Here is a 15,956-nt window from a genome sequence, read left to right on the forward strand (position 1 = left end):
CCCTGTGGGAGCGAGCTCGCTCGCGATGGCGGTGGAACTGTCACTTCAATGTCTACTGACTGCTATAGCGAGCAAGCTCGCTCCCACATTGATGTGGGTTCCATGATGGCGATTCAGTTTCAGTTAAGTTCATCCCGATACAGTCCCCCCCGCTGAAGATTATAAAAAGGAGACAACCCATGAACCGCCTGACTGCCTTTTTCATCGCGACCCTCATGGCCCTCGGCACGAGCCTGGCTCACGCACGAGACCTTGATGACGACGAAGCCCGCAAACTGCAAGACGCTGGTACCATTCTGTCCTTCGAAAAACTCAATGCCGCTGCCCTGGCCGAACACCCTGGCGCCACCTTGACCGATACCGAGCTGGACGAAGAGTACGGCAAGTACATTTACCAGGTGGATCTGCGCGACACGAAGGGCATTGAGTGGGATCTGGAATTGGACGCCACCAACGGCAAGGTGCTCAAGAATCATCAGGATACGTAATGAAGCTTAATCTGCGCGCCCATAGTCGATGGGCGCTGGCGCTGCTGGCGTTCTGTTCGCTGGCCGTGGCCCGGGACCTGGATCAGGACGAGGCCCTGCAACTGCGCCAGCAGGGTGTGATCTTGCCGCTGGAGCAACTGCTGCAACAGGCGCTGGACCTGCATCCCGGGGCCAAACTGCTGGAAGCCGAGTTGGAGGAAAAACACGGCGTCTATATTTATGAGGTCGAGCTGCTGGACACCGAGGGCGTCGTGCGCGAATTGGACCTGGAGGCCGCGACCGGCCGCTTACTCAAAGATAAGGAAGACTGATGCGCCTGCTTCTGGTGGAAGATCACGTGCCCCTGGCGGACGAACTGATGGCCGGGCTTGCACGTCAGGGCTACGCCGTCGACTGGCTCGCCGATGGTCGCGACGCGGTGTATCAGGGCAGCAGCGAACCCTACGACCTGATCATCCTCGATCTCGGCCTGCCGGGCGTGCCGGGGCTCGACGTGCTGGCCCAATGGCGTGCCGGCGGCCTGGCCACGCCGGTGCTGATCCTCACCGCACGCGGGTCCTGGGCCGAGCGCATCGAAGGGCTCAAGGCCGGGGCCGACGATTACCTGACCAAACCTTTTCATCCTGAAGAGCTGCAGTTGCGGATCCAGGCGTTGCTGCGCCGCTCCCACGGCCAGGTCAACCAGCCGACGCTGAAATCGGCCGGGTTGCACCTGGATGAGAGCCGCCAGTGCGTAGTCCGCGACGGCACCGACATCCAGCTCACGGCGGCCGAGTTCCGCCTGTTGCGCTATTTCATGCTGCATCCCGAGCAGATCCTTTCCAAAAGCCATCTCGCCGAACACCTGTATGACGGTGAGACCGAGCGCGATTCCAACGTGCTGGAAGTCCACGTCAATCACCTGCGGCGCAAGCTGGGACGCAGCGTGATCGAAACCCGTCGCGGCCAGGGTTACCTGTTCGGCGGGCAGGCGCAGTGAGATCCATCCAGCGGCGCCTGAGCCTGGGGCTGATCGGTGTGATGGTGGTGGTCGGCCTGGTCCTGGCACAGACCAGTCTGTGGCTGTTCGAGCTGGGCTTGCAGCGTTACCTGGAAGCCGGGCTGCGCAACGACAGCGAAAACCTGCTGGTGGCCCTGGTGCGCGGCCCGCAGGGTTTGCAGTTGGATGAGCGACGCCTGTCGCCGGCCTATCTGCGGCCGTTTTCCGGGCACTATTTCCGCATCGATTTTGCCGATGTGCACTGGCGCTCCCGTTCCCTGTGGGACCAGGAATTGCCCCGGCTCGACCACCCGGGCCTGCACAGCAACCTGCAACTGGGGCCTGAGGGCCAGAAGCTCTTGGTGCTGCGCACCGACTATCGACGGCTGGGCCAGGCGATTTCCATCAGCGTGGCCCAGGACTACACACCGGTGCGTGACAGCTTCCGTCGAATGCAGCAGATCGGCCTCGGGCTGGGGTTGGCGGGGTTGCTGTTGATTCTGTTGCTGCAACGCATCACCGTGCGCCGCGCCTTGCGTCCGCTGGACCGGGCGCGGGAGCAGATTGCCCAGTTGCAGCGCGGGCAGCGTTCGCAACTCGACGAACAGGTGCCACGTGAGCTGGAACCGCTGGTGGCGCAAATCAATCATCTGCTGGCCCACACCGAGGACAGCCTCAAGCGTTCGCGCAACGCCCTGGGCAACCTCGGCCATGCCTTGAAGACCCCGCTGGCGGTGCTGCAAAGCCTGGCGTCGAACGAGAAGCTCGATCCGTATCCCGAGTTGCGCAAACTGTTGCTCGAGCAACTGGAGCAGGTCCGCCAGCGCCTGAACCGGGAACTCAACCGCGCCCGCCTGTCCGGCGATGCCTTGCCCGGCGCGCACCTGGACTGCGACGCCGAGCTGCCGGGGTTGCTGGCCACACTGAACATGATCCACGGCGAACACCTGCACCTGAGCTACGTCGCCCCGCCAGGCCTGCACCTGCCGTGGGATCGTGAAGACCTGCTGGAACTGTTGGGCAACCTGCTGGACAACGCCTGCAAATGGGCCGATGCCGAAGTGCGCCTGACCATGACCGAGACAGCCGACGGGTTCAGCCTGGCCGTGGAAGACGACGGCCCGGGCATCCCCAAGGATCGCCGCGACCAGGTGTTCAGCCGCGGCACGCGGCTGGATGAACAGACCGATGGACACGGCCTGGGCCTGGGCATCGTGCGGGACATCGTCGACACCTGGGGCGGCCTGCTGGCGTTGGACGACAGCGAGTGGGGTGGGTTGAAGGTGGTGATCGAGTTGCCCAAGCGCTGACAGCTATTCATGGCACCGCCTGTATGTGGGGCGAACCTGTGGGAGCAAGCTTGCTCGCGATAGCATTTTTAAAGCCAGCACAGGTGTTGTAGGTGACAACGTCATCGCGAGCAAGCTTTGCTCCCACAAATCCCCCTCATACAGGGGGGCGAGACTTGAAAACCCGCCCCACGGCCCTTGCAGCTTGCCGCCGCTTGCTGCAAAGTCGCGACCTTTTTGTCCGGTGGCTTTCCATCGCTGTGCTTTGAGGTAATGATGATAAATGCAGTAATTGCCGCGGTTGGCGTCATGCTGGTGCTCAGCCTGGCCCGCGTGCATGTGGTGATCGCGCTGATTATCGGTGCGTTGGTGGGTGGCCTGACGGGTGGCCTGGGAATCGAGGCAACGCTCAAGGCGTTCAACGCCGGCCTGGGTGGCGGTGCGACAGTGGCGTTGTCCTACGCCTTGCTCGGTGCCTTCGCCGTGGCGATTGCCAAGTCCGGCATGGCCCATGCCCTGGCGGACAAAGCCCTGGCCCTGGTGGATCGCCAGGATGCCGCGGGTGGCACGGGCGTCAAATGGGTGTTGATCGGTCTGCTGGGAACGGTCGCGATCGCCTCCCAGAACATTTTGCCAATCCACATCGCCTTCATCCCGCTGCTGGTGCCACCGCTGCTCTATGTGCTGACCAAGTTGCAGTTGGACCGCCGGTTGATCGCCTGCGTCATGACCTTCGGCCTGATCACGCCCTACATGTTCCTGCCGGTGGGCTTCGGCAATATCTTCCTCAACGAAATCCTCCTGGCCAACATCGCCCGCAGCGGTGTGGACGTCAGCGGCATCAACGTCACCCATGCCATGGGCATTCCGGCGTTGGGCATGGTGTTTGGCTTGCTGCTGTCGTTGTTCTCCTACCGCAAGAAGCGCGTCTACGACCTGAAGAAGATTGCCCGGGTCGAGCAAGTGGCTGTGCGCTATAACCCGCTGAGCCTGATGGTGGCCGGGCTGGCGGTGGCGGCGGCGTTCGCGGTGCAGTTGCTGGTGGACTCGATGATCATCGGTGCCCTGGTCGGGTTCCTGATTTTCTCGCTGTCGGGGGTGGTGCGCTGGCGCGAGACTGACGACCTGTTCACCGAAGGCATGAAGATGATGGCGATGATCGGCTTCATCATGATCGCGGCCTCAGGCTTCGCCGAAGTGATGAAGGCCACCGGTGAAGTCCAGAGCCTGGTGGAGTCTTCGGCGGCCTGGATTGGCCACAACAAGGGCATTGGCGCGCTGATGATGTTGCTGGTGGGGCTGCTGGTAACCATGGGCATCGGCTCGTCGTTTTCCACGGTGCCGATCCTGGCGACGATTTTCGTGCCGCTGTGCCTGCAACTGGGCTTCAGCCCGCTGGCGATCGTCTGCATCGTCGGCACTGCCGGCGCCCTGGGCGATGCCGGCTCGCCAGCCTCGGACTCGACCCTGGGCCCGACCTCGGGCCTGAACATCGACGGCCAGCACCATCACATCTGGGACACCGTGGTCCCGACCTTCATCCACTACAACCTGCCGCTGCTGGTGTTTGGTTGGGTGGCGGCGATGGTCTTGTAACCTCAATACCGAGTTACCTCAATCGCGAGCAAGCTCGCTCCCACAGTGGATCGGTGTGAACACAAGAGTTGTGGACACCACCAATCCCTGTGGGAGCGAGCTTGCTCGCGAAGGGGCCCTCAAGATCGACCCTTCTCTTAGACCCTGTTCACCTTGTCCTACAGTTTTGCCGCGCGGTGCCGTTAATACAGCTAACCACGCCAATAACACCAACAAGAGTGAACAGCATGCGCCTGAGCCTGAAGGCTAAAGTCCTGTCCCTTGCGATACTGCCGGTATTGCTGTCCGCCGTGATCATCAGCCTGACCACGGCTTTCATCTTGAAGGAGCAAGCTAGCAAAGAGGTCCAGCAAACCCGCGAGCGCCTGCTCAGCGAGGCCAAGGCCACGCTGCAGAACTACGTAGCGGTGGGCCTGACCGCCATCAAGCCGCTCTACGATGCCGCTGCGCCTGGCGATAATGAAGCGCGCGCCCAGGCGATCAAGCTGCTGTCGAACATCAGCTACGGCAAGGATGGCTATTTCTTCGGCTACGACTCCGAGACCATTCGTCTGTTCAAGGCCAACAGCCCCGATGGCGTTGGCAAGAGTTTCAAGGACAACCGCGACCCGAACGGTGTCTACGTCAACCGCGACCTGGTGAAAGTCGCCAAGGACGGGACTCACTACCTCGAATACAGCTCGCCGTTGCCCGGCAGCAAAGACCTGGTGCCCAAACTTGGCTACACCGAATACCTGTCCAAGTGGGACCTGGCAGTCGGTAGCTCGGTCAACCTGGACGGCATCGAAGCCCAGGTCGCGCTGGTGGAAACCAAGGTCCACGATCGCCTGCAAGGCGTGATATTGAGCATCGTCGGGATCGCCGCGGTGGTGTTGCTGGTGATTGCGGTGGTGGGCCTGGTGCTCGCCAACACGATCCTGCGGCCGCTGCACCTGATGAAAGACAATCTCGACGACATCGCCGCGGGCGAGGGCGACCTGACCCGTCGGCTGACCATCACCAGCCAGGACGAGCTCGGCCAACTGGCCGGTTCGTTCAACCGCTTCGTCGACAAGATCCACGGCCTGGTGCGGCAGATCACCGACATGACCTCGCAACTGACCGGCCTGGTGACGCAAGTCTCCGAGCAGGCCCAGCGCTCCGAGCAGGCCATGGAACGCCAGCGCCACGAAACCGATCAGGTCGCCACGGCGATCAACGAGATGTCCTCGGCTGCCCAGGAAGTCGCCCGCAGCGCCCAGGGCGCCGCCGTCGCGGCCCAGCAGACCGACGAGGAAGGACAATCGGCCAAGCGCGTGGTGGCCGGCAGCATCCAGCAGATTCATGCGTTGGTGAACGATATCCGCAGCAGTGGCGTGTCCCTGGACAGCCTGCAGCAGGACGTGGCTTCGATTGTCAGCGTGCTTGGGGTGATTCGTTCGATTGCCGAGCAGACCAACCTGCTGGCTCTCAACGCCGCCATCGAGGCCGCGCGTGCCGGCGAGGCGGGGCGTGGGTTTGCGGTGGTGGCCGATGAAGTGCGGGCCCTGGCCAGCCGGACCCAGCAGAGCACCCAGGAAATCCAGGGCATGATCGATCGCTTGCAATCAGGCACTCATGCGGCGGTGGAAGCGATGCGCCGTTCCAGTGAGGCTGGCGAGGGCACTTCGGAACGGGCCAACGAGGCGGGTGCCTCCCTGGACACCATGGCGCAGTTGATCGGCACCATCAACTCGATGAACGCCCAGATCGCCAGCGCTGCCGAAGAACAGACCGCGGTGGCCGAGGAAATCAACCGCAGCGTGCATCAGATCGCCGTGGCCGTGGACAGCGTCGCCGACGAAACCCAACTCGGCGCCCAGACCTCCCGCAGCCTGGCCGACCTGGGCCAGCGCCTGGGCAAGCTGGTAGGACAGTTCCGGATCTGATCCCATCGCGGCAGGAGCTGCCGAAGGCTGCGATCTTTTGCTCTCGATCCAGATGTTTTCACCTGGGCAACCGGGTCTTATCGAGAAAGAAGGATCGCAGCCTTCGGCAGTTTCTGCCGTGCTTCACAGGTGCAAACCGCTACAAAACCCTGTGGGAGCGAGCTTGCTCGCGATAGCGTTGGATCAGCCAACATTCATTTGGCAGACGCACCGCCATCGCGAGCAAGCTCACTCCCACAGGGGCTATGGCTCACGCACATCGCGCATCAACAACCCAAACCGCAGATCCACCGCATCCGGAATCGGCACGTACACCACGTGCCCATCCCCCGGTGCCACCTCGATGCCCTGGCCTTTGACGTTCTGCAACTGATGCAGGTCGAAGTGGAAATTACCCTTGGGGGTCATCAGTTCCATGTGATCGCCCAGGCCAAAGCGGTTCTTCACCCGTACTTCGGCCAGGCGTTCGCGCCGTTCGCCGGTCAGTTCGCCGACGAACTGCTGGCGCTCCGACACCGAACTGCCGTTCTGGTAGTTCTGGTATTCGTCGTGCACATGGCGCCTTAGAAAACCTTCGGTGTAGCCGCGCTGGGCCAGGGACTCCAGGTCGGTCATCAGGTTGCGATCAAATTCCCGGCCGGCCACCGCGTCATCGATGGCCTGGCGATACACCTGGGTGGTGCGCGCGCAATAGAAGTGCGACTTGGTCCGCCCTTCGATCTTCAGCGAATGCACGCCCATGCGCGCCAGGCGCTCGACGTGCTGCACGGCTCGCAGGTCCTTGGCATTCATGATGTAGGTGCCGTGCTCGTCCTCGAAGGCCGGCATGGATTCTCCCGGGCGGTTGGCTTCCTGAAGCAAAAACACCTGGTCGGTGGGCGCGCCAAGGCCCAGGGTCGGCTCGGGTTGATAGGTCTGCACGATGTCGCCCACAGCGTTTTCCACCGCCGGTTGCGCCGAATATTTCCAGCGACAGGCATTGGTGCAACTGCCCTGGTTGGCGTCGCGCTTGTTCAAATAGCCGGACAGCAGGCAGCGTCCGGAATAGGCCATGCACAGCGCGCCGTGGACGAACACTTCCAGCTCCATGGCCGGCACCTGCTCGCGGATCTCGGCGATTTCCTCCAGGGACAGTTCCCTGGAAAGGATGATCCGACTCAAGCCCTGCTGCTGCCAGAACTCGACGCTCGCCCAGTTCACCGTGTTGGCCTGCACCGACAGGTGAATCGGCATCTGCGGGAAATGCCGGCGCACCAGCATGATCAGCCCCGGGTCGGACATGATCAGCGCGTCCGGCGCCATGGCGATCACCGGTTCGAGGTCTTTGAGGAAGGTGCGCAACTTGGCGTTGTGCGGGGCAATGTTCACCACCACGTAGAAGCGCTTGCCCATGGCCTGGGCCTCGGCAATACCCAAGGCCAGGTTCGCATGGTCGAATTCGTTGTTGCGCACCCGCAGACTGTAGCGCGGCTGACCGGCATACACCGCATCGGCACCGTAGGCGAAGGCATAGCGCATGTTTTTCAGGGTGCCGGCGGGAGCCAGTAGTTCGGGGGCGGCGAGGGTCATGATGGCGTCGGATCGCAAAAGGCGGCGAGGGTAGCCCATGCTCGGCCAGGCCATATTGATCTGGATCAAAGGCACAGGGCAAACGCGAAGGCACTCCGGCGCGTCCTGGCGGACTAATGTTTATCCCGCCTTTGGACATGGAAAGCTGATGAATCGAAAGATGCTGCAAAACAAAGCCCAGATGTTGCTCCTGGTGCTGGTCACCATCGCCTTCATCTGGATTCTGCTGCCGTTTTACGGCGCGGTGTTCTGGGCGGTGATCCTGGGCATCGTCTTTGCGCCGATGCAGCGCCGCCTGCAGTTGAAGTTCGGCTGGCACCGCAATGTCACTTCGTTGTTCACGTTGAGTATCTGTGTGGTCTGCGCGATCTTGCCGGTGATCATCATCAGTACGTTGTTGGTCCAGGAAGGCGCGGCGCTGTACAAGAGCCTGGAAAGTGGAGAACTGGACATTGCCGATTACCTGGCCCGCTTCAAGGATGCCTTGCCGCCGTACTTTCAGCACCTGCTGGACCGCTTCGGCCTGGGCAACCTGAACGGCTTGCGCGACAAGATCGTCAAGAGCGCGATGCAGGGCAGCGAGTTCTTCGCCACCCAGGCCTTCAGCTTCGGGCAGGGAACCTTTCAGTTCCTGGTCAGCTTCTTCGTGATGATCTACCTGCTGTTCTTCTTTCTGCGCGACGGCGCGGAGCTGGTGCGCAAGGTGCGCACGGCCGTTCCCTTGGCGGAACACCAAAAGCGCCGCCTGCAGTTGAAATTCAACCGGGTGGTGCGCGCCACGGTGAAAGGCAACCTGCTGGTCGCCATCAGCCAAGGCGCGCTGGGGGGGCTGATCTTCTGGATCCTGGGGATTCCGACGGTGTTGCCCTGGGCGGTGCTGATGGCGTTCCTGTCGTTGTTGCCAGCGGTGGGGGCGGGCCTCGTCTGGGCGCCGGTGGCGGTGTATTTCCTGCTCTCGGGGGCGATCTGGCAGGGCGTGGTACTGACGCTGTTCGGGGTGTTCGTGATCGGCCTGGTGGACAATTTCCTGCGCCCGATCCTGGTGGGCAAGGACACCAAGATGCCCGACTACATGGTGCTGGTCTCGACGCTGGGCGGGCTGGCGGTGTTCGGGCTCAATGGCTTCGTGATCGGGCCGCTGATCGCCGCGCTGTTCATGTCGAGTTGGGCCCTGTTCGTCGAAACCACGCCGCGGGTGCAATTGCCTTAGGCTTTGTATGAAAAGTCGCGCAGGCACTTTTCGTATAAAGCCTAGGCGCTCAGCAGGTACGGGCCGATACGTTGCGACAGGGCCTGGGCGGCGGGCAGTGAAGTCAGCGGGCCGCTGATGGTCACGCCGTCTTGCACCAGATACCAGCAGGCCAGCAACCCGAGCTCCCGGAGTGGGGCGGGGACAGCGCTGCCAATGACAGACATGATTTGAACCTTGGGCATGGGAAACCTCCATCAATCGATGGGGTTACCTTACGACTCAGTGGGGGTAACGAAAAATCAACCGGCTCAATAGTAGGAATCGATGCCGCTCAATCGACGACCAGATCGAGCATGTGCACCACTTCCTGCTCGTTGAGCAGGCCCTTGCGCACCAGGTTTTCCGCCAGCAGGGAAAGGAACTTGGCGCTGCGGTGGCCTTCCAGTTGCTTGAGTTCGGTCAGCACGTTGTACACCTTGCTGGAGGTGCACAGGCCGACGATACGATGAGGGTTTTGTGTGGGCATACCTTCGTCCTTGTTTTTATGAAGCTGTTGTTGGCGGACAGAGCCAGTTTGCGGCCCGGTCATGACGCTCATGTGACAGCTTGGGTTGTTGGAAAAAAAGAAAGCAGGATCCGGACCATAATGCCTTTTTGGCGCCGGATTATTGTTCCGGCAGCGACCTCGGGCAGGCTTATACGGCCATTAGTCTATTTTTTACCCACAAAAAAGCCCCTGGATCTTTCGATTCAGGGGCTTTTGTTTGTTGCTGTCTGGCTCCACGACCTGGACTCGAACCAGGGACCCAGTGATTAACAGTCACTTGCTCTACCAACTGAGCTATCGCGGAATGGCGCGTATGTTACTGATTGGAAAAGAGAAGTCAAGCGTCCATTGCCGGACGGCGCATTCCTGGTGCCCTTTGACGGTCAATCAACGATTGGCAGTTACCGCCAGGGCAGGAGAGGACTACCATGGTCGCCCGGAAGTTGCAGGATGCACTGCCGGCCATTCGCCGACATTAAGGTACTCGCCATGAACCACCTGTTACGCCTTCTCAGTGCCCGACGCGCCGAGGTGCTCTTGTGAGTACCGCCCAGATCAGCCTGCCCAAGGGCGTGGGGCCTCATGCCGAGAAACTGTACGATGCCATCACCCAGGCCAGCACTGCCGAAGAGTTGAACCGCGCCGGTGGCAAGGCCGAGGGCTTTGTCCTGGGGCTGGAAAGCACCAAGGCGATCAAGAGCCAGGTGGCCGAGTCGTTGTATGTCGTTTATGACGATGCGGCGAGCCAGCGGGCGACGGAGCTGTAGCTTCAGCGAGTGTGTCGTGCCCGGTGCTCTTGTGACGAGGGAGTCCCCGCCACGTCTTCGACGCTGCGCTGTCGCGCAGGGAACTAGAGCGACGTCCACGAGATATCTGTTTTTGATCGTTCCCACGCTCTGCGTGGGAATGCATTCCGTGACGCTCTGCGTCACACTCCAGAAGCGGAACGCGGAGCGTCCCTGGCGACATTCCCACGCAGGAGCGAGGGAACGATCGATATGTATTTTCAGCCTTAAAATCACATGGTTGCAATTTGTTCCATGAGAGCTTGCTCCCACGCCACAGAAGCAGGCCACAGAAGCATCAGGCCAAAAAAAGGGAAGCCCAATGGCTTCCCGTTTTTCATCCAGCGCCGAGGGCGTCAGATCACCTGGACGATGGCCTTGGTCACCGCATCGATGTTGTTCTGGTTCAACGCTGCCACGCAGATGCGGCCGGTGTCCAGGGCATAGATGCCGAACTCGTTGCGCAGGCGCGTCACTTGTTCAACGGTCAGGCCAGAGTAGGAGAACATCCCGCTCTGGCGAGCGACGAAGCTGAAGTCGTGGTGCGGTGCGGCCTTGGCCAGCATGTCTACCATCTGGACGCGCATGCCGCGAATGCGCAGGCGCATTTCGGCGAGTTCGGCTTCCCACTGGGCCCGCAGTTCCGGGCTGTTGAGCACGGCGGCGACGATGCTGGCGCCGTGGGTCGGTGGGTTGGAGTAGTTGGTGCGGATCACGCGTTTGACCTGGGACAGCACGCGGGCACTTTCTTCTTTCGATTCGCTGACGATCGACAGGGCGCCGACGCGCTCGCCGTACAGGGAGAACGACTTGGAGAACGAGCTGGAGGCAAAGAAGGTCAGGCCCGACTCGGCGAACAGGCGCACGGCCGCCGCGTCTTCCTCGATACCGGCGCCAAAGCCCTGGTAGGCCATGTCCAGGAACGGTACGTGGTTCTTGGCCTTGACCACGGCCAGCACGTTTTTCCAGTCTTCCGGGCCCAGGTCCACGCCGGTCGGGTTGTGGCAGCAGGCGTGCAGCACAACGATCGAGCGGTCGGGCAGGGCGTTGAGGTCTTCCAGCAGGCCGCTGCGGTTCACGTCGTGGGTGGCGGCGTCGTAGTAGCGGTAGTTCTGCACCGGGAAGCCGGCGGTTTCGAACAGGGCGCGGTGGTTTTCCCAGCTTGGGTCGCTGATGGCGACGACGGCGTCAGGCAGCAGTTGCTTGAGGAAGTCGGCACCGATCTTCAGTGCACCGGTGCCGCCCACGGCCTGGGTGGTGATGACGCGACCGGAGGCGATCAGCGGCGAATCCTTGCCGAACAGCAAGGTCTGCACGGCCTGGTCGTAGGCGGCAATGCCGTCGATCGGCAGGTAACCACGGGAAACGTGCTGAGCCACGCGAGCCGTCTCGGCCTCGACAACCGCGCGCAGGAGTGGAATACGCCCCTCTTCATTGCAGTAAACACCTACACCCAGGTTGACCTTGTTGGTACGGGTGTCGGCGTTGAAAGCTTCGTTGAGGCCCAGGATGGGGTCGCGGGGTGCCAATTCGACAGCGGAAAACAGGCTCATTATTGCGCGGCTCTAATGGAGAGTGAGGGGAGGTGTGGCGCTCCAGCCGAATGCACTAGAGCGGTGCACAAACGGGGAGCTAGTATAGAGGCCATCACCCGGCACGGCGACAGGCGATTCGGTTTTTACGCTAAGTTTTTACGATTTTTTTCGACCGTTAGTCCTCTCGCCGCGTCAAAGTCTTCAAGGCGTGTAGGACGTTCGTCTTGAAAGCGAAGGCATTCACCTCCACATTGTGTGCATTCCAGTTTTTCCTCGGGCGACATCAGTCGTTTCGGTCTTTCTCGTTCCTGTCGGCTGGCCGACAGGGGTGAATCCAGAGGTTATGTCATGTCTGAATTCCAGCTAGTCACCCGCTTCCAGCCCGCCGGCGATCAGCCGGAAGCCATCCGCCTGATGGTCGAGGGCATCGAGGCCGGGCTGGCGCACCAGACGCTGCTCGGTGTGACCGGCTCGGGCAAGACCTTCAGCATCGCCAACGTGATCGCCCAGATTCAGCGCCCGACCCTGGTACTGGCGCCGAACAAGACCCTGGCGGCGCAGCTGTACGGTGAGTTCAAGGCGTTTTTCCCGAATAACGCCGTGGAGTACTTCGTTTCCTACTACGACTACTACCAGCCCGAGGCCTACGTGCCGTCGTCGGACACCTTCATCGAGAAAGATGCTTCGATCAACGACCACATCGAACAGATGCGACTGTCGGCGACCAAGGCCTTGCTCGAGCGCAAGGACGCGATCATCGTCACCACCGTGTCGTGTATCTACGGCCTGGGCAGCCCGGAAACCTACCTGAAGATGGTGCTGCACGTGGATCGCGGCGACAAACTCGACCAGCGCGCCTTGCTGCGGCGCCTGGCGGACTTGCAGTACACCCGCAACGACATGGATTTCGCCCGGGCGACGTTCCGGGTGCGTGGCGATGTGATCGACATCTACCCGGCGGAGTCGGACCTGGAAGCGATCCGCATCGAGCTGTTCGACGATGAAGTGGAGAGCCTCTCGGCGTTCGACCCGCTGACCGGTGAAGTGATCCGCAAGTTGCCACGCTTCACCTTCTACCCCAAGAGCCACTACGTGACGCCCCGGGAAACCCTGCTGGACGCCATCGAAGGGATCAAGGTCGAGTTGCAGGAGCGCCTGGAATACCTGCGTTCGAACAACAAGCTGGTGGAAGCCCAGCGTCTGGAGCAGCGGACCCGGTTCGACCTGGAGATGATCCTGGAGCTGGGCTACTGCAACGGCATCGAAAACTACTCGCGCTACCTGTCGGGCCGTCCGGCGGGCGCGCCGCCGCCGACTTTGTATGACTATTTGCCGGCCGATGCCTTGCTGGTCATCGACGAGTCCCACGTCAGCGTGCCCCAGGTCGGCGCCATGTACAAAGGCGACCGTTCGCGCAAGGAAACCCTGGTGGAATACGGTTTCCGCCTGCCCTCGGCGCTGGATAACCGGCCGATGCGCTTCGACGAATGGGAAAGCGTGAGCCCGCAGACGATTTTTGTCTCGGCCACGCCTGGCAACTACGAGGCCGAACATGCCGGTCGCGTGGTCGAGCAAGTGGTGCGGCCGACCGGACTGGTGGACCCGCAAGTCGAGGTTCGCCCAGCGTTGACCCAGGTCGATGACCTGCTCTCGGAAATCTCCAAGCGCGTGGCGGTGGAAGAGCGGGTGCTGGTCACCACGCTGACCAAGCGCATGGCCGAAGACCTCACCGACTACCTGGCCGACCATGGCGTGCGGGTGCGCTACCTGCACTCGGACATCGACACGGTGGAGCGGGTCGAGATCATCCGCGACCTGCGCCTGGGTACCTTCGACGTGCTGGTGGGCATCAACCTGCTGCGTGAAGGCCTGGACATGCCGGAAGTGTCGCTGGTGGCGATTCTCGACGCCGACAAGGAAGGTTTCCTGCGTTCCGAGCGCTCGTTGATCCAGACTATCGGTCGCGCGGCGCGTAACCTCAATGGCCGGGCAATTCTGTATGCCGACCGCATCACCGGCTCCATGGAACGGGCTATCGGTGAGACCGAGCGCCGTCGCGACAAGCAGATCGCCTTCAACCTGGCCAATGGCATTACCCCCAAGGGCGTGTTCAAGGACGTCGCCGACATCATGGAAGGCGCCACCGTGCCCGGCTCGCGCAGCAAGAAGCGCAAGGGCATGGCCAAGGCGGCGGAAGAGAGCGCCCGTTACGAGGCCGAACTGCGCTCGCCGAGCGAAATCACCAAGCGCATCCGGCAGTTGGAAGAGAAAATGTACCAGCTGGCCCGGGACCTGGAGTTCGAGGCAGCGGCGCAGTTGCGTGATGAGATTGGCAAGTTGCGTGAGCGGTTGCTGACTGTCTGAGGTTTTTTGGCGGTTTTAAGGGCCTCATCGCGAGCAAGCTCGCTCCCACATTTGGACCGAGTCGCGGTCTCTGTGGGAGCGAGCTTGCTCGCGATGGGCGCGACTCGGTCTGACGACTGGCCACACAAATCCCGCTCTCACTGGAGCCCGCCCGCCATCGCCTGTTACCATTCGCCCCCTGTTTGATCTTCGCTTTTATATTCTTTCCGAGACATGCCATGACCACCGTCCGCACCCGCATCGCGCCTTCGCCCACTGGCGATCCCCATGTCGGCACCGCCTACATCGCTTTGTTCAACTATTGCTTTGCCAAGCAGCATGGCGGCGAGTTCATCCTGCGGATCGAGGACACCGACCAGTTGCGTTCGACCCGCGAGTCCGAACAGCAGATCTTCGACGCCCTGCGCTGGTTGGGAATCGACTGGAGCGAAGGTCCGGACGTCGGTGGCCCGCACGGTCCGTATCGCCAGAGCGAGCGCGGTGACATCTACAAGCAGTATTGCCAGCAACTGGTGGACATGGGGCATGCGTTCCCGTGTTTCTGCACCGCTGAAGAGCTGGACCAGATGCGCGCCGAGCAAATGGCCCGTGGTGAAACCCCGCGCTACGACGGCCGGGCGCTGCTGCTGTCCAAGGAAGAAGTCGCCCGTCGCCTGGCGGCCGGCGAGCCCCATGTGATCCGCATGAAGGTGCCGACCGAAGGCGTCTGCGTGGTGCCGGACATGCTGCGTGGCGACGTCGAGATCCCGTGGGATCGCATGGACATGCAAGTGCTGATGAAGACCGACGGCCTGCCGACGTACTTCCTGGCGAACGTGGTCGACGATCACCTGATGGGCATCACCCACGTCCTGCGTGGTGAAGAATGGCTGCCATCGGCGCCGAAACTGATCCTGCTCTACGAATACTTCGGCTGGGAGCAACCACAGCTGTGCTACATGCCGCTGCTGCGTAACCCGGACAAGAGCAAGCTGTCCAAGCGCAAGAACCCGACCTCGGTGACGTTCTACGAGCGCATGGGCTTCATGCCCGAGGCGATGCTCAACTACCTGGGGCGCATGGGCTGGTCGATGCCGGACGAGCGCGAGAAGTTCTCGCTGCAGGAAATGGTCGAGCATTTCGACCTGTCGCGCGTGTCCCTGGGCGGGCCGATCTTCGACGTCGAGAAGCTGTCGTGGCTCAACGGCCAGTGGTTGCGGGACCTGCCGGTGGAAGAGTTCGCCGCACGTGTGCAGAAGTGGGCATTGAACCCTGAGTACATGATGAAGATCGCTCCCCATGTGCAGGGCAGGGTAGAGACCTTCAGCCAGATCGCCCCGCTGGCCGGCTTCTTCTTCGCCGGTGGCGTGACGCCGGATGCGAAGTTGTTCGAATCCAAGAAGCTTTCGGGCGACCAGGTGCGCCAGTTGATGCAGCTGATCCTGTGGAAGCTCGAAAGCCTGCGTCAGTGGGAGAAGGGCAGCATCACCGCGACCATCCAGGCCGTGGTCGAGTCGCTGGAGTTGAAACTGCGCGATGCCATGCCGCTGATGTTCGCCGCCATTACCGGCCAGGCCAGCTCGGTGTCGGTGCTCGACGCGATGGAAATCCTCGGGCCGGACCTGACCCGTTTCCGCCTGCGCCAGGCCATCGATCTGCTCGGTGGTGTGTCGAAGAAGGAAAACAAGGAGTGGGAAAAACTGCTGGGCGCGATCGCGTAAGCGTT

14 protein-coding genes and 1 tRNA gene are annotated in these 15,956 nt (G+C 61.8%); 10 read left to right on the plus strand and 5 right to left on the minus strand.

Going from position 1 to position 15,956, the window contains the following annotated elements; translation table 11 throughout:
* The first annotated feature begins 179 nt into the window (after positions 1-179).
* The 6 genes from AB4O09_RS10620 (at position 180) to AB4O09_RS10645 (ending at position 6,259) form a co-directional block, all read left to right on the plus strand.
* On the plus strand, positions 180-488 hold the full coding sequence (locus AB4O09_RS10620) for a PepSY domain-containing protein (protein WP_003203913.1): 309 nt from the start codon (positions 180-182) through the stop codon (positions 486-488).
* A complete protein-coding gene (locus tag AB4O09_RS10625; protein WP_003203911.1) occupies positions 488-799 on the plus strand; it encodes a PepSY domain-containing protein in 312 nt (103 codons plus the stop codon). Before AB4O09_RS10620 ends, AB4O09_RS10625 begins: the two co-directional genes overlap by 1 nt.
* Positions 799-1,467, plus strand: a complete 669-nt coding sequence (locus AB4O09_RS10630; RefSeq protein ID WP_003203909.1) for a response regulator transcription factor — start codon at positions 799-801, stop codon at positions 1,465-1,467. Before AB4O09_RS10625 ends, AB4O09_RS10630 begins: the two co-directional genes overlap by 1 nt.
* Complete coding sequence (locus tag AB4O09_RS10635; RefSeq protein ID WP_003203907.1) at positions 1,464-2,777, plus strand: sensor histidine kinase; 1,314 nt, start codon at positions 1,464-1,466, stop codon at positions 2,775-2,777. The genes AB4O09_RS10630 and AB4O09_RS10635 overlap by 4 nt, the downstream gene beginning before the upstream one ends.
* A gap of 258 nt (positions 2,778-3,035) precedes the next feature.
* Positions 3,036-4,352, plus strand: a complete 1,317-nt coding sequence (locus tag AB4O09_RS10640) for a Na+/H+ antiporter family protein (RefSeq protein ID WP_161796651.1) — start codon at positions 3,036-3,038, stop codon at positions 4,350-4,352.
* A gap of 227 nt (positions 4,353-4,579) precedes the next feature.
* Complete coding sequence (locus tag AB4O09_RS10645; RefSeq protein ID WP_003203904.1) at positions 4,580-6,259, plus strand: methyl-accepting chemotaxis protein; 1,680 nt, start codon at positions 4,580-4,582, stop codon at positions 6,257-6,259.
* 243 nt (positions 6,260-6,502) lie between these two features.
* Here the strand turns inward: AB4O09_RS10645 and trhP are convergent, their stop codons facing one another.
* Entirely contained in the window at positions 6,503-7,828 is a 1,326-nt protein-coding gene (gene trhP / locus AB4O09_RS10650; RefSeq protein ID WP_003203902.1) for a prephenate-dependent tRNA uridine(34) hydroxylase TrhP, read from the minus strand.
* Positions 7,829-7,976: 148 nt separating this feature from the next.
* Between trhP and AB4O09_RS10655 the strand changes: the two genes are divergently transcribed.
* Positions 7,977-9,038: an AI-2E family transporter gene (locus tag AB4O09_RS10655; RefSeq protein ID WP_003203899.1), complete on the plus strand. Its 1,062-nt coding sequence runs from the start codon at positions 7,977-7,979 to the stop codon at positions 9,036-9,038.
* A 41-nt stretch (positions 9,039-9,079) separates the two neighbouring features.
* On the opposite strand, the gene AB4O09_RS10660 is transcribed toward AB4O09_RS10655, so the two are convergent.
* The 3 genes from AB4O09_RS10660 to AB4O09_RS10670 all read right to left on the minus strand — a co-directional run bounded on the left by AB4O09_RS10660 (position 9,080) and on the right by AB4O09_RS10670 (position 9,871).
* Positions 9,080-9,262, minus strand: a complete 183-nt coding sequence (locus tag AB4O09_RS10660; protein ID WP_003203898.1) for a hypothetical protein — start codon at positions 9,260-9,262, stop codon at positions 9,080-9,082.
* A gap of 89 nt (positions 9,263-9,351) precedes the next feature.
* The gene (locus tag AB4O09_RS10665; RefSeq protein ID WP_003203896.1) at positions 9,352-9,546 is read right to left on the minus strand and encodes a hypothetical protein; all 195 of its coding nucleotides are present in this window, start codon (positions 9,544-9,546) and stop codon (positions 9,352-9,354) included.
* A 249-nt stretch (positions 9,547-9,795) separates the two neighbouring features.
* Positions 9,796-9,871 (minus strand) — tRNA-Asn (locus AB4O09_RS10670).
* A gap of 235 nt (positions 9,872-10,106) precedes the next feature.
* Between AB4O09_RS10670 and AB4O09_RS10675 the strand changes: the two genes are divergently transcribed.
* On the plus strand, positions 10,107-10,334 hold the full coding sequence (locus AB4O09_RS10675) for a hypothetical protein (RefSeq protein WP_063320300.1): 228 nt from the start codon (positions 10,107-10,109) through the stop codon (positions 10,332-10,334).
* Between the two features lie 374 nt (positions 10,335-10,708).
* Here the strand turns inward: AB4O09_RS10675 and AB4O09_RS10680 are convergent, their stop codons facing one another.
* Entirely contained in the window at positions 10,709-11,905 is a 1,197-nt protein-coding gene (locus tag AB4O09_RS10680) for an amino acid aminotransferase (RefSeq protein WP_460108176.1), read from the minus strand.
* A 330-nt stretch (positions 11,906-12,235) separates the two neighbouring features.
* Between AB4O09_RS10680 and uvrB the strand changes: the two genes are divergently transcribed.
* The gene (gene uvrB / locus AB4O09_RS10685; protein ID WP_003203884.1) at positions 12,236-14,251 is read left to right on the plus strand and encodes an excinuclease ABC subunit UvrB; all 2,016 of its coding nucleotides are present in this window, start codon (positions 12,236-12,238) and stop codon (positions 14,249-14,251) included.
* A 218-nt stretch (positions 14,252-14,469) separates the two neighbouring features.
* On the plus strand, positions 14,470-15,951 hold the full coding sequence (gltX, locus tag AB4O09_RS10690) for a glutamate--tRNA ligase (protein WP_460108178.1): 1,482 nt from the start codon (positions 14,470-14,472) through the stop codon (positions 15,949-15,951).
* Positions 15,952-15,956: the final 5 nt, after the last annotated feature.

The sequence above is a fragment of the Pseudomonas sp. H1_F01 genome, from assembly GCF_054681425.1.

Excerpts from the sequence above, each read along its gene's own strand:
- AB4O09_RS10655 (WP_003203899.1), top strand. The coding sequence starts at position 7,977 with ATGAATCGAAAGATGCTGCAAAACAAAGCCCAGATGTTGCTCCTGGTG.
- AB4O09_RS10660 (WP_003203898.1), bottom strand. The coding sequence starts at position 9,262 with ATGCCCAAGGTTCAAATCATGTCTGTCATTGGCAGCGCTGTCCCCGCC.
- AB4O09_RS10620 (WP_003203913.1), top strand. The coding sequence starts at position 180 with ATGAACCGCCTGACTGCCTTTTTCATCGCGACCCTCATGGCCCTCGGC.
- AB4O09_RS10645 (WP_003203904.1), top strand. The coding sequence starts at position 4,580 with ATGCGCCTGAGCCTGAAGGCTAAAGTCCTGTCCCTTGCGATACTGCCG.
- AB4O09_RS10625 (WP_003203911.1), top strand. The coding sequence starts at position 488 with ATGAAGCTTAATCTGCGCGCCCATAGTCGATGGGCGCTGGCGCTGCTG.
- gltX (WP_460108178.1), top strand. The coding sequence starts at position 14,470 with ATGACCACCGTCCGCACCCGCATCGCGCCTTCGCCCACTGGCGATCCC.
- trhP (WP_003203902.1), bottom strand. The coding sequence starts at position 7,828 with ATGACCCTCGCCGCCCCCGAACTACTGGCTCCCGCCGGCACCCTGAAA.
- AB4O09_RS10630 (WP_003203909.1), top strand. The coding sequence starts at position 799 with ATGCGCCTGCTTCTGGTGGAAGATCACGTGCCCCTGGCGGACGAACTG.
- AB4O09_RS10665 (WP_003203896.1), bottom strand. The coding sequence starts at position 9,546 with ATGCCCACACAAAACCCTCATCGTATCGTCGGCCTGTGCACCTCCAGC.
- AB4O09_RS10680 (WP_460108176.1), bottom strand. The coding sequence starts at position 11,905 with ATGAGCCTGTTTTCCGCTGTCGAATTGGCACCCCGCGACCCCATCCTG.
- uvrB (WP_003203884.1), top strand. The coding sequence starts at position 12,236 with ATGTCTGAATTCCAGCTAGTCACCCGCTTCCAGCCCGCCGGCGATCAG.